Origin of the sequence: Pseudomonas sp. BE134 (assembly GCF_031456105.1) — a bacterium.
Lineage (GTDB): Bacteria > Pseudomonadota > Gammaproteobacteria > Pseudomonadales > Pseudomonadaceae > Aquipseudomonas.
The window spans coordinates 41,479-53,626 of record NZ_JAVDUA010000039.1 but is presented as its reverse complement, the minus strand read 5'-3'; the positions used below and the strand labels follow the sequence as shown (position 1 = coordinate 53,626).

General features: G+C 58.1%; 14 protein-coding genes. 1 reads left to right on the top strand and 13 read right to left on the bottom strand.

Annotation, left to right across the window (positions count from 1 at the left end):
* Positions 1-324: 324 nt before the first annotated feature.
* Positions 325-576 carry a hypothetical protein gene (locus J2Y56_RS25895; protein ID WP_310353528.1) on the bottom strand — a complete coding sequence of 84 codons (252 nt, stop codon included), beginning with the start codon at positions 574-576 and terminating at the stop codon, positions 325-327.
* Between the two features lie 11 nt (positions 577-587).
* Positions 588-1,148, bottom strand: coding sequence for a YbhB/YbcL family Raf kinase inhibitor-like protein (locus J2Y56_RS25890; protein WP_310353526.1), 561 nt, complete (start codon positions 1,146-1,148; stop codon positions 588-590).
* A gap of 138 nt (positions 1,149-1,286) precedes the next feature.
* Between J2Y56_RS25890 and J2Y56_RS25885 the strand changes: the two genes are divergently transcribed.
* Complete coding sequence (locus J2Y56_RS25885) at positions 1,287-2,816, top strand: FAD-dependent oxidoreductase (protein WP_310353525.1); 1,530 nt, start codon at positions 1,287-1,289, stop codon at positions 2,814-2,816.
* 75 nt (positions 2,817-2,891) lie between these two features.
* Here J2Y56_RS25885 and J2Y56_RS25880 read toward each other — a convergent pair whose 3' ends face one another.
* The 11 genes from J2Y56_RS25880 to J2Y56_RS25830 form a co-directional block, all read right to left on the bottom strand.
* Positions 2,892-4,400, bottom strand: a complete 1,509-nt coding sequence (locus J2Y56_RS25880) for a YdgA family protein (RefSeq protein WP_310353523.1) — start codon at positions 4,398-4,400, stop codon at positions 2,892-2,894.
* A 290-nt stretch (positions 4,401-4,690) separates the two neighbouring features.
* On the bottom strand, positions 4,691-5,326 hold the full coding sequence (locus J2Y56_RS25875; protein WP_007946219.1) for a hypothetical protein: 636 nt from the start codon (positions 5,324-5,326) through the stop codon (positions 4,691-4,693).
* Between the two features lie 82 nt (positions 5,327-5,408).
* On the bottom strand, positions 5,409-6,857 hold the full coding sequence (locus tag J2Y56_RS25870; RefSeq protein WP_310353520.1) for a TolC family protein: 1,449 nt from the start codon (positions 6,855-6,857) through the stop codon (positions 5,409-5,411).
* Positions 6,854-7,741 carry an HlyD family secretion protein gene (locus tag J2Y56_RS25865; RefSeq protein WP_310353518.1) on the bottom strand — a complete coding sequence of 296 codons (888 nt, stop codon included), beginning with the start codon at positions 7,739-7,741 and terminating at the stop codon, positions 6,854-6,856. Before J2Y56_RS25865 ends, J2Y56_RS25870 begins: the two co-directional genes overlap by 4 nt.
* The gene (locus J2Y56_RS25860) at positions 7,738-7,947 is read right to left on the bottom strand and encodes a DUF1656 domain-containing protein (RefSeq protein ID WP_007946223.1); all 210 of its coding nucleotides are present in this window, start codon (positions 7,945-7,947) and stop codon (positions 7,738-7,740) included. Before J2Y56_RS25860 ends, J2Y56_RS25865 begins: the two co-directional genes overlap by 4 nt.
* Positions 7,944-10,016: an FUSC family protein gene (locus J2Y56_RS25855; RefSeq protein WP_310353514.1), complete on the bottom strand. Its 2,073-nt coding sequence runs from the start codon at positions 10,014-10,016 to the stop codon at positions 7,944-7,946. Before J2Y56_RS25855 ends, J2Y56_RS25860 begins: the two co-directional genes overlap by 4 nt.
* Complete coding sequence (locus tag J2Y56_RS25850; protein WP_150782724.1) at positions 10,013-10,441, bottom strand: MarR family winged helix-turn-helix transcriptional regulator; 429 nt, start codon at positions 10,439-10,441, stop codon at positions 10,013-10,015. Before J2Y56_RS25850 ends, J2Y56_RS25855 begins: the two co-directional genes overlap by 4 nt.
* Positions 10,442-10,640: 199 nt before the next feature.
* A complete protein-coding gene (locus J2Y56_RS25845) occupies positions 10,641-10,922 on the bottom strand; it encodes a type II toxin-antitoxin system RelE/ParE family toxin (protein ID WP_150782725.1) in 282 nt (93 codons plus the stop codon).
* Complete coding sequence (locus J2Y56_RS25840; protein ID WP_150782726.1) at positions 10,912-11,157, bottom strand: type II toxin-antitoxin system Phd/YefM family antitoxin; 246 nt, start codon at positions 11,155-11,157, stop codon at positions 10,912-10,914. Before J2Y56_RS25840 ends, J2Y56_RS25845 begins: the two co-directional genes overlap by 11 nt.
* An 81-nt stretch (positions 11,158-11,238) precedes the next feature.
* A complete protein-coding gene (locus tag J2Y56_RS25835) occupies positions 11,239-11,484 on the bottom strand; it encodes a DUF2789 domain-containing protein (RefSeq protein ID WP_310353506.1) in 246 nt (81 codons plus the stop codon).
* A 115-nt stretch (positions 11,485-11,599) separates the two neighbouring features.
* Entirely contained in the window at positions 11,600-12,061 is a 462-nt protein-coding gene (locus tag J2Y56_RS25830; RefSeq protein WP_150782729.1) for an aminoacyl-tRNA deacylase, read from the bottom strand.
* Positions 12,062-12,148 lie beyond the last annotated feature (87 nt).

The following is a 12,148-nucleotide window of genomic DNA, read 5'->3' as shown; positions in this document are numbered from 1 at the left end:
AAAGAGCGGTTGGTTAAGATCTTTCGTCTCAACCGAGCGGCGCATTCTACAGCAGCCTCTGTTGCTGTCAAGCGGTTATTTTCAGAAGTTTTCAAGGTTTCGCTTGGAAATCTTTAACAACTTCAACCACTTGCGCTTTCGATCTCTCGTTAGCGGGAGGCGAATTCTACAGCGATCCAATATTTCGTCAAGCATCTTTTTGAACTTTCTTGGCATTTCCAAATATCTGTACCGCGAAGGCCTTTCCGCGCCTTAAGAGCGGGGGGCATTACCTGAAACCGAAGATCTCCACATCGTTAAGGATTGGGTAAACCAGCGCCGTTCCTACTCGGTCGTCCAGTCAAGATCGTCGTCCCACTCTTCATCTTCTTCAAAGTCGTCGTCCTCATCAACCTCCTCAGCCTCCGGTTGATTAAGGAGGAACTCCTTGCGACTCTCAGTAATTGCCCGCCTTAGCTCCTCCCCTTTCACGGGGCAGTTGAGCATTTGGGCGATGCGATCGATTTTTTTCGCCACGGCTTCCTCCAACGCATCGGCTATGGCCCGATAGTGCGCGCTTTCAGGCGCAGATGCCAAATGACTGAATGTCAGCGGTGATAACGGCGCACCACACTGCTGTTCTTCAATACATGGCCTTTGATGTTTTCCAGCAATTGCGCGCGCGTCAGGCCGGCAGGCAAGGCGTCCGGAGCGAGGTCCAGCGCGTAAAGCTGAATAATGTAGTGATGCGCACTGTCGCCGACTGGCGGGCAAGGCCCCACATAACCGGTGGTGCCTTTGCTGTTGGTGCCAACGATACCTTCAAGGGCTGATTTTGCCCCTACACCGGCCGGGATCTGGTGAGTGGTGGCTTTGATGCCGTAATGCACCCAATGATCGGCACCCTGTCCCTTCTGCCCGTCAGGGTCATGCATGACGACGGCATAACTCAACGTACCCGTCGGCCCAACGTTCCAGTTCAGCGCGGGTGACGCGTTGTGCCCGCCACAACCCGGAGCATCGCTGGCGGCAGCCAAGGTAAACAGCCGGTCATCCGTAACACCCGGGATGTTCAGGGTGAAACGTTCCTGTGCCTGTGCCGGAAATTGCACGCACAGGGCGACTGCAACAGCTGCAAGCCAAGGGCTAAAAGAGGTCAATCGGATCATTGCGGAGCACCTTGTGCGTGTAGGGCCGTCGTAGGCTTGCGAACTATAACGATACCGTTGGGAGGTGGCATCGGGAATTGGCTGAACCTCGCGTAACGGGCCAAACTCTTAAGTGAAACGTCTGCCTGGAGAACCACCATGGCACTGCACCGTGTAGCCCATTTCTCCGATGTGCCCGAAAACAAAGGCCTTGAAGCCCGGATAGCGGACACCCACATTGTTTTGCTGCGGGTGGGCGATCAACTACGCGCCTATCAGGGCGAATGCCCGCATGCCGGGGCACCGCTGGCGGAAGGTGCGTTGTGCAACGGACGCTTGATTTGCCCGTGGCACAAAGCCGAGTTTCGGATCGAAGACGGTGCACTATGCGAGCCGCCGGCCCTGGACAGTCTCAAGCGCTATCCGCTAGAGGTTCGCGACGGCGATATCTGGGTCGACGACCAGCCGATTGCCGATGCCCACACCCCGCCGGCTGACGATGGACGGACGTTTGTCATCGTCGGTGCCGGTGCGGCCGGTACAGCGTGTGCGGCAGCGTTACGCGAAAAGGGCTTCGGCGGCCAGATTCAGTTGATCGATCGCGAAGCCGACGCTGGCTACGACCGCACCGTTCTGAGCAAATTTGTCATTGCCGGAGAGATGCCGCCAGAAGAAATCCCGCCGCTGCGTGATAACGGGTTTTATCGTGAGCAGCGCATAGAGCGCATCACCTGTGAAGTCGCCAGCCTGGATTCGGCGAACAAAACCCTGGGGCTGACCAATGGCCGGTCGCTGAACTATGACGCCGCGTTACTTGCCACCGGCGGCAAGCCCAATCCACTCACGCTGTCTGGAGCCGATTTGCCGCAAGTGTTCTTGCTCCGCTCAAAAGAGCAGGCGCTGCGAATTCTGCAGGCAGCAAAGCCTGGCCAGCGAGCGGTAATCATCGGTGACAGCTTTATTGCCATGGAGTCCGCTTCAGCCCTGCGCCAGTTAGGGTTGAAGGTCACCGTCCTCGCTCGTCATGCCATTCCTTTCGCTGCGCAATTTGGTGAAACGGTCGGCAAGGCGATTCGCGCCTTACATGAGGCAAATGGGGTGGTGTTTCGCACCGAGGGCGAAGCCAACTATATAGAAGGAGCAAACAAGGTCGAGGCGGTGCACCTGGACAACGGTCAACGCTTGCCAGCGGATCTGGTGCTGGCGGGCATTGGCGTCAGCCCCGCAACCGATGCGTTTGCCGATTTGCCCAAGGAAAAAGACCGGTCGCTGAAGGTCGATGGGGGAATGCGCGTCACAGACGGGTTGTGGGCGGTCGGTGATATCGCGACCTTCCCACTCAACGGCCAGCCTCAGCGTATCGAGCATTGGCGCCTGGCCCAGCAACAGGCGCGGATCGCCGCTGCGAATATGCTTGGTGCTGACGAGCGTTACCTCGACGTGCCGTATTTCTGGACCTGGCACTTTGGCAAAAACTACGACTACCTCGGCCACGCGCAAGCCTGGGACGAGGTCGAGTTCAAGGGTGATCCTTACCATCCACCCTTTATAGGCCTGTTCGGCAAAAACGGTGTGGTGGCGGCAGCGGTAGCCTGCGATGAAGAACGGGCCATGGCGCTGCTCGCCGAACGCATGAAGCAGCCGTTGTCGGTGGAGGAAGCGTGGCAGCTGATTCGGGACATTGGTTAGCGCACAAACACCCGACAGCAAAACGCCCGGCTCCTGCGTTCAGCAGAAGCCGGGCGTTCCTTTGAATCCTGGGTTTTATTCCTGGATTTCTACACCGCCACCGAGTTTGCTCATCACGAAGCCTACAAACTCTTCAACGGTCATTTTCTGGCCGTTGAATTCCACCTGATTGTTGGCGTAGTGCAGTTTGCTGACGACGTTGTTGCCGTCCAGCTTGGCGAGTTGCGAGCCGACTGCCATGCTGCTGAACATGTCAGCAGTGGCATTAGCCTGATCAGCGATGACCTTGGCGTCAGTCTGGCCGTCAACTTGGCTTTGCACGGTGAGCAAGTCGACGAGCATCGGCTTGGACACTTGTACGTTGAGATCCAGCAGCGCAATCAACTGCAGGGTCAGTTGATCGGATGGCAGGTCCATGGTCTGCGGCTTGGTCAGGTCGAGCACCAGGTTAGCGCGGCTTTCACCGTTAGCGGTTTTGAATGACAGATTTTCCAGAGCCACCTGCGGGCCGGCCGCCAGCAGTTTTTCAAGGCCAGTTTTGACTTGCGCCTCTTCGGCCGGGGTCAAGACCAGTTCTGGAGTTGGCTCACCGGCCGCTACAGCCTCGGCGGCAGCTCTCTCGTACGGCTGCAGCTTGGTCTGGTAAATCTGCATCAGCGACATGGTCGCCGGGATGTCGAGGTTTTTCAGGCTCACGGCCATTTGCGCAGCACCGACAGCCTTGCCGTTCATCGACACTTCACCCACCTTATAATCGGCACGCCCCGAAGCGCTGGTGCCCGACTCCGCCGTCAGGTTCTTCATTTCGAACTTCTTGAGGCCCAGTACCGATTGCTTGGCACCAAAGGTGGTTTTGCTGTCGGTCAGCTCGAGAGTGTTCTCGCCGGTGTAGTAGCCGTAAGGACTTTTTACCAGATTGCTGGCCAGGGTCAGGCCATTGAGCTCGACCTTCAACGGGGTTTGATCTTCGGCCACGGTACTCAGCGTCAGGCTGTTCATGTAGCCGTTGGCCTTGACCTTCTGGGCCTGGGCGCTGGCGGCGACGTCGAGGTTCAAACCAGAGAATTTCAGGGTGGATTTGTCATCCAGCACGACGTCCAGCGGTTGCAATTCGAGGGTGCCGCTGGTGGAGTTGTCGTAACCGATGTTGACCACGCCCGTGAGCGGGGATTTGTCTTTGGCGGCGGCAAACCATTTCTCGGTGAGCGAGGTGCGTTCCAGTTCGTAGTGACTGGTGGCCATAACCGGCAACCACTTGAAGGAAACGAGGCGCGAGAACGGCAGCGGACCGTGTTCGATGTGGTCGGCAAACAGCAATTCAACCGGGGTTTCACCAAACATCTCGCCTTCGCCTTTGAGGCGGTAGTGCGCGGTGCTACTGAACACATGACGCTCAAGCGACACCAGCTCCAGCGATGCCGTGCCATTGGAGCCAATCAACGCGGCGTTCAGCTCTGTGTTGGCGTCGACGATGGCGGTGTTCAATACGCCTTCGATTTTGGTCCCGGTGTACCAGGCACCGCCCGCGCTGACTGCACCGATGGCTACGACGATTCCAAGAAGCACGCCTGCTGATTTGTTCATGAATGACCCAGTCAATGTCCGTTGTTTGAAGGTGTTGTCGTCTTCCCTGAACCCGCGACGGGTTTACGGCTCGACTCCGCTAAAAGTGCGATGGAGATTAGCATTGAGCACCCCGGGCGGCCCAATGATTAAAGGTTAAAGAGTGTCTATGGATTGCGCATCGGGGTTGAGAGTTTCGCCGGACATGAAATCGCCATCGCGAGCAGGCTCGCACATTGGTTATCTGTTGATCACAGTTCCCATGTGGGAGCGAGCCTGCTCGCGATGGCGTCAGTCCAACCCACACAAATTCAGGAGTACTGAACTTCCATCTCATCCAACTGATGATCAAAGCTCTTGAGCCGCGCTGTCCATGTATACACCAGCACTTCAAAGTCCCGATTGATCACCGCCCCGCCCGTCACTTCCGAACGCGGGTCACAGACATCCAGTTGGTAGCGTTCTCGCGCCATGGCAGTGGCGACATCCGAGAGTTCGCGGGCGTTGTTGAGCCAATGCCAGCCCTCCTCGGACACCTGTTTATCGAGGGCCACGCATTGCTTCTTCAAGGTATCGAGGCTTTTTTCCAGCGGTGTGCCCGTGAGCTCGCCCATGACTTCCTGAAACGTACGTCCCGGCTGCCAGTAACTGCCCCAGAAATATTGGTCAAACACCGTTTCGACACGACGCAACGCCACCTTGGTGTCCCAGATCAGCACCAGGGTCTTGCCTTGTTCGAGCTGTCTTTTTTTGATGCGCTGACCCTGGACTGAAGACCAGGCCACCACCACGATTGCCATCACGGCAATCAGCGCACTGGCGCTGTCGAGAAACACCAGAGCCTTGTCGATCTGGTGGGCCAGCATGATGCCGTAGAAATAGGTGGCCGACAGCAAAACCAATGCCGCAATAGCGCACCAAAAGCCAGGAGCATAAGGGTTTTTCATTATTTTAATCCCCATGACCAACGCGAGCCTTGATCGATGAAGTCGATGTGCGACTTCATCAAATCAAAGCATAGCAACGGCCTCAGGGTTTGCTGGTGTTCGTGGCTTGCGTTCGTCCGCTTTCCCAGCCGCCGCCCAGTGCGAGGAACAGATCGATCTGGCTCATGGCAACTTGAGTGTTGGCGGAGGCCAGTTGCGCTCGCACATCGGTGTAGGTGCGGGTCGCTTGCAGATCCGCCAGGAACGACTCGCGACCGGCCTGGAAGAAACGATGCGTCTGGTCTGCCGCCAGTTGTGCCGATTGTTCGGCGTCGGCCAATGCATCCCGGCGTTGCAACAACGCCGTGTACTGGGCCAGGCCTGTCTGGGTTTCGCGAATGGCGTTGAGTACCACACCGTCAAAATGCGCCAGCGTGCCTTGCGTTGTGGCTTCGGCCTCACGGATTCGCGCTCGGGAACCGTTGGACGGTACCGTCCAGGTCAACAGCGGGCCGAAGCCCCAGCGATTGGTCGACGCTTGCCCGAGGTTTTCCAGGATACCGACGGTTCCGACGCTCGCTCCAATACTGATGTCCGGGTACAACTCGCCGGTGGCAATGCCGATTCCGGCAGTCGCCGCCGCCAATCGGCGCTCAGCCTGTCGCACATCCGGCCGACGTTTGAGCAAGGCTGCACCGTCACCGACTGGCAACAATTGGGTGATTTTCGGCAGTTCGGCGCATTCGCGGGTGCCTGCCGGTAATTGGTCGACCGGTTTGGCGAGCAACATCGACAAGCGGAATAAACCCGCCTGACGCGCCGCCTCGTAACGCGGCAAGTCGGCGCGCAAGGATTTGAATTGGGTTTGCGAACGGGTGACCTGGGTTTCATCGCCACGCCCGGCATCACGCAAACGCTGGATCAGCGTTGTGCTCTGGGCCTGCAAATCGAGAGAGTGTTGAGCAATTTCCCGTTCTTCATTCGCTGCGCACACTTGGGTGTACGCCCGCACGACATCGGCTACCAGGGTGATCCGCGCCGTGTCCGAGGCGGCTTGCGTTGCGTCGGCATTGGCCTTGGCCGCTTCGATTCCGCGCTGCAAGGTGCCAAACAGGTCGAACTGGTAAGACGTGGTAATGCCGATATCCCCGACGTTAGCCACCGGTACTTTTTCGGGTAATAAAAAGGCTTCGCCGGATTCCTGCAAACGCTGGCCGCCAACCCTCACGCCGCCGCTCCAGCCGCCCGCCGCCTGGGCTTCATCGACCTGGGCCCGCGCACGGGCAAGACTCGCCGCCGCCACGCGCAAATCGGTGTTGGATGCCATGGCTTGCTGCACCAGTTGGTCGAGGCGTGGATCTTTGTACAGGCGCCACCAATCGCTGGGTACCGGCGCCGAAACGACATTTTTGTCGTTCGCCGCCAAGTCGCCCTGCAAGTCTTCACGGTGGATGGCCGCTTCGTCAGGCAGGTGATAATCCGGGCCAACCACCTGACAGGCCGACAGTAGCAAACCTAATCCGGCAACCGCCAAACCCGACGCCCTGTTCATTTCGCGGGCTCCTGCGGTTGATCATCGATGATCGACACAGTCGCAGTGCGCCCGGCGATCATGCGGAAGTCCGCCGGGACATCATCGAAGGCAATCCGCACCGGAATCCGCTGCGCCAGCCGCACCCAGCTGAATGCCGGATTGACGTTGGGCAGCAGGTTGCTGCCAATGGTGCGGTCGCGGTCTTCGATACCGGCGACGATGCTTTCCACATGTCCGCGCAGCCGCGCACGATCGCCGATCACCCGGATGTCGACGCTCTGGCCGACATGAATGCCGTCCAGTTTGGTTTCTTCGAAATAGCCGTCGATGTGGAATGAGTTGCTGTCGACCACCGACAACACCGGCCGCCCGGCCGTGACGAATTCCTGCACACATGGTGCGCGGTCGTTGATGTAGCCGTCGACCGGGCTGCGGATCGTCGAACGGTCGAGGTTCAATTGAGCACTGTCCACCGCCACTTGAGCTTCCATCAACGCGACTTCGGCGCGAGCCACCCGGGATTGGCTTTCTTCCAGTTGCTCGCCAGGCACCAGATTGCCGAGCCCACGGTTACGCTTGGCTTCGCGTTGTGCCTGAGCCAGGGTTTCCTGACGGTCGGCGATCGCCGCCTTGGCCTGGCGCAGGGCCAGTTTGAAACGGTCCTGATCGATGCTGAACAGCACCTGGCCGCGTTTAACCAATTGGTTGTCACGCACGTCCACTTGCTGAATCAAGCCAGAGACGTCAGGGGCGATTTGCACGATGTCGGCACGGATATGCCCGTCGCGGGTCCACGGTGCAAACATGTAGTACATCACCATGCGCCAGACCACGACGACGGCGAAGGTCACGATCAACAGGGTCAGTACCACGCGCCCCAGGGTCAAAAGAGGTTTTTTCATGTCATCAGGTATCGACTGAGTGAGTCCACGGCGCCGAGCAGCAAAGCGTAGAGAGCCACGTTGAACAATGCCCGGTGCCAGACCAGACGGTAAAAGTGCAGGCGCATCAGCAACCCGTGCACCAGCAGGTACAACACATACGTAATGCCCATCAGCACCAGCAGCGTGGGCAGAAACACACCGCTGAGATCTACATCACCGATCATAAAGGGGCTCCATCGATGCCATGGGGCAGCGGTTCTTCGAGTTCGCCCGAGCCGACGAATTCCACGCCAGGCAATAACGCCAGACGCAGGCCACTTAGGGCATGCAGCAAATTCAGACGTGCACCCTCTTCGCACTCCGTATCCAGTGCACGGCGGGTGCGATCGAGGGTCATCAGCAACGGGGTCGGAGCCGGCAGTCGCTCTCCCGCCTTGAGGCAGTCCTTGAAATACTCACCGACTTCCGCCACTACCTGGTGCAGCAACGCTTGCGGCACCCCGACCACGCGCGGTGTGTAAGCCAGCAGGTCGAGCAGATTCAGCGCCACGCGCACTTCGCGCAACGCGATGCCCGTGTCCTGGCCGGTCATGGCCAGACGCGGCAAGTGCTGCATCAGACGATCGAGCACCTGTATGCCCAATCGCCGGTGTTCGGCCAAGGTGGCCGGTTCGGTGAGGCTGACAATGTCGCGCCAACTGAATCGGGTGAGCCGCTTGGCTGCCAGTTCCGCACCAAACGGCCGGGCGATCAGGGTCCAGACGAAGGCAAACAACAACCCGATGGGACCGGCCAGGTTGGAGTTGGCAAAGCTGAGGAAGTCCGCGTCGTAGGCGCCTTGAATACTGATAAAGGACGAGGTGTTGACGAGGGTCAGTAGCATGCCCAGGTAAAACTGCGGCTTGACCGTCAGGGTGCCGATGCAAATGAACGGTACGGCAAATGCCAGCACCAGCATCGGGAAGTCGTGCAGGTTGGGCAGCACCAGAAACAGATACAGGCTGGCGAACACCACCGACATCGCGGTCCAGAAAAAGAACCGGTAAATCTGCGGCGCCGGGTCATCCATCGAGGCGAAAAAGCTGCACGCTACAGCAGCAAGAATCACCGCGGCCCCGCCATCAGTCCAGCCAAGCAGAATCCACAGCACCGAGGCGACGATAATGGCGCTGACCGTGGAGACCGCCGAGTAGAGCATCAGCCCACGGTCGAGAAATGGCGACAGGCGTCCGAGGCGCCAGTGGCGATAAACCGCGCGCCAGCTGTCCTGGCTTTCGCATTGGATGGCGTATTGCAGGCTGCGGCAGTCTTGCCACAAATCGATCCACTCGCCGAGGCGATACAACGCGTTGGAGAACAGCAGCTGTTTGCGATCACTCAATGCTTCGGCGGACGGCTGCAGCGCTTCGAGCTGGTCTTTCAGCGCTTGCCAGCGAACGAGGTCGGCGTCTTTGTGATTGAGCCATTCGGTGGTGGCCGTCAGCAACGGTGCAAACTTTTCCACCAGCTCGGGCGTGCGCCGTTCAAGGGCATACAGCGCATCGTCGAGGGCGTCGATTACCGGCAACAGGTGAATCATCCGCCCACGCAGTTCCTTGGTGTTGCGCACAGTTTGCCGGTGCGCGCCCTCGTGCGGTAACTGACCGATCATCAATTCCAGAGTGTTGAAGGTCGCCACCATGGCGGACCGCAGCGCGCTGACTTCATCCGGCTGCACCTGACGGCTGAGGAAACGCAGGCTGTAGGTCGAGGCATCGGTAAACCACTTGCTCACCGCGTCGTTGAACACCGGCGCCAGCCGTCGAGGCCAGAACATCGCGCCGACCACGGCCGCCACGGCGATGCCGAGGAAAATTTCTTCAGTCCGCGCCTCTGCGACATCCCACACTCCCAACGGGTTGTTCACCACAGGCAGGGCGATCAGCGGCAAGGTGTAACCGGCCAGCATCAAGGCGTAGTTGTTGGCGGTGCGCAGGTGTAAGGACAGGAACAGCAAAATCCCGGTCCACAGCGCGATGACCACCACCAATACGTAAGGACTTTGAACAAACAAGGGCACGAACAGAACCGCAGCCGCCGCCCCGATAAAGGTGCCGACTGCACGGTAAAGCGCCTTGGAACTGGTTGGGCCGACAAAGGGACTGGAAACGATGTAGACCGTGGCCATCGCCCAGTACGGACGGGGCATTTGCATGAGCAGGGCGATGTACAACGCGATCATCGAGGCGGCAAAGGTGCGCACACCGTAGAACCAGTCTCGCGCCGCGGGCATTCCGGTGAAAAATCCGTTCAAGGGTTGACCACCGACGGCGCATTCGCCGCTTCAAAGGCTCTCAATACCCGTAGCGTAGCTTCCAGATCGCTCTGATCGATGCCTTCAAGCACCTCATGACGCAATCGCACCAACTCGATCTCGACCGCCTGCACCAGATCGCGACCGGTTTCAGTCAGGCTCAGACACTTGGCGCGCCGGTCATGGGCATCTTCGGTGCGGCAGACATAACCCGAATGACACAACTGATCGAGTAAACGCACCAGGGACGGACTCTCCATCCCTGCCGCCTGCGCCACCGTCACCTGCCGCACGCCCTCACCCAGGCGTCCAATCATCAACAACGGGACGGCACAGGCTTCGGAGATTCCATAGTTGACCAGCGTGGTCTGGCAGATCTTCCGCCAATGCCTGGCGGCCACCACCATGGAGCTGCTGATGTTCATCTGGAGAGCATCGAGGTTTTTCGGCACGAGGGGAAACACACATTGTTAGTTTGCTAACTATCAATATCGCATTTAGAGGGAAAGGTGGTCAAGTTTTGAAACAAATTGGCAGAGTTGCCACCCCATCCATTGATGAGGAGATCGACGTGATATGTCGCTATGAGAGCGCAAGCGGCAGAAATCAAATATTGTCCGGTCGCTAGCGTTGTTTGGCTCGGTCGTATACTGCACTACGCTCTCGTTTTCCCACTGCTACAACAGATACGACTACGCGCTCCTCTATAACTTCATACACCAGCCTGTACCCAGCTGATTTCAACTTGATTTTGTAGCAGTCAGGCATTCCGTGCAGCGCATCGGAAGGGATCCGGGGTACCTCAAGTCTCTCCGCCAGTTTCTTTTTGAATTGCTCACGCAACGTATGCCCAAGTTTGTCCCACTCCTTGCGTGCGGACGGCAGGAATTCAAGTTTATAGGTCATCCAGGTTTACCGGGACCGGCGTCTCATGACGGCGAGACCGAACAATTTCCGCCAATTCAAGATCATCGAGGCGCTCCATCATGGCCTCAAAAACATCTGCAGGAACCATGTATCCCATCACCCGATTGTGATTGAGCACGGCAACAGGCCCACCATGGGCTCCGCTCAAAACTGCAGATGGGTTTTTCTTCAATTCGGACACACTAACGGCCATGTCGGCCAGAACATTCTGCATATATAAGACCTCAATTTAGGTCTTTATACTGGTCTATTAACACCTTATGGGCAACCTGAAAATTATCACCCCTGCTCAACCCTACCCCCCACGCCCCTTCCTCAACAACACATCCAACTGATCCACCACCTCCGCCCAATCCGCATCATCCAAAATATCGTCACGCAAAAACTGCGCCTGGCTCTCGCTCCAGAAAAATGCATCCGCAAGGTGCAATTCGGGCTTGAGCGGTGAGTGGGTGGCGATGAATTTATCGATGCTCTCGGCGTCATCCGCCAAGCCGAGTTGCTTGAACAGGTTGGGCAGGGTGTGATTGGGGGATTCCATGTCGGGCTCCTGTTGAAATGAAAAATTTATCGCGAGCAAGCTCACTCCCACATGGACACTCGGTCAATTGTGGGAGAGCCTGCTCGCGATGGCGGTAGCATTAAAAACACAACACTCACTGACTCAATTCCCGCACCTCCGCATGCGGCACCATTTTCAAAAACTGCGGCATGTCCATCCGCAGCAGATTGGTGTGATTGCCGGCTTCAAGGTAGATGTCTTTCTGCCGGGTCAGCAGCGGGTCGATGACCACGTCCAGCCCATAGGCTTCACCCAGTGCCGGCACAGCACCGCGTTCGCAATCATCGAACAGGTGCGGCAGGTTACTTTCCCGGGAGACCTGCCATTCGCCGCTGCTGCGCACTTTGCTCAGGTCCAGGTGACGGCTGGCAGGCAGTACGGCCATCAGGTAATGCCCATGGTGATCGTCGAGGATCACCGATTTGGCTACACGTTCGGCAGGGATGCCCGCGAGGCGTGCCGTTTCCAGGCTGCTGGCGGAATGGGGGTGGGTAACGATGTCATATTCGCAGTGAGCCGTATCCAGGCTTTTCTGCACGGTTCTTGCCATACGCATGATGCACCTCGGTGTCCGCAACAGTGACGGGCGGACGATGGTTAACGCTTTTCTTCGTACTAAAAGTCTAGGCCGGCCGGCACATTC

Bases quoted from the DNA above. Each gene is read 5' to 3' on its own strand.
- J2Y56_RS25890 (WP_310353526.1), bottom strand. From the start codon at position 1,148: ATGATCCGATTGACCTCTTTTAGCCCTTGGCTTGCAGCTGTTGCAGTC.
- J2Y56_RS25885 (WP_310353525.1), top strand. From the start codon at position 1,287: ATGGCACTGCACCGTGTAGCCCATTTCTCCGATGTGCCCGAAAACAAA.
- J2Y56_RS25880 (WP_310353523.1), bottom strand. From the start codon at position 4,400: ATGAACAAATCAGCAGGCGTGCTTCTTGGAATCGTCGTAGCCATCGGT.
- J2Y56_RS25875 (WP_007946219.1), bottom strand. From the start codon at position 5,326: ATGAAAAACCCTTATGCTCCTGGCTTTTGGTGCGCTATTGCGGCATTG.
- J2Y56_RS25870 (WP_310353520.1), bottom strand. From the start codon at position 6,857: ATGAACAGGGCGTCGGGTTTGGCGGTTGCCGGATTAGGTTTGCTACTG.
- J2Y56_RS25865 (WP_310353518.1), bottom strand. From the start codon at position 7,741: ATGAAAAAACCTCTTTTGACCCTGGGGCGCGTGGTACTGACCCTGTTG.
- J2Y56_RS25860 (WP_007946223.1), bottom strand. From the start codon at position 7,947: ATGATCGGTGATGTAGATCTCAGCGGTGTGTTTCTGCCCACGCTGCTG.
- J2Y56_RS25850 (WP_150782724.1), bottom strand. From the start codon at position 10,441: ATGAACATCAGCAGCTCCATGGTGGTGGCCGCCAGGCATTGGCGGAAG.
- J2Y56_RS25845 (WP_150782725.1), bottom strand. From the start codon at position 10,922: ATGACCTATAAACTTGAATTCCTGCCGTCCGCACGCAAGGAGTGGGAC.
- J2Y56_RS25840 (WP_150782726.1), bottom strand. From the start codon at position 11,157: ATGCAGAATGTTCTGGCCGACATGGCCGTTAGTGTGTCCGAATTGAAG.
- J2Y56_RS25835 (WP_310353506.1), bottom strand. From the start codon at position 11,484: ATGGAATCCCCCAATCACACCCTGCCCAACCTGTTCAAGCAACTCGGC.
- J2Y56_RS25830 (WP_150782729.1), bottom strand. From the start codon at position 12,061: ATGCGTATGGCAAGAACCGTGCAGAAAAGCCTGGATACGGCTCACTGC.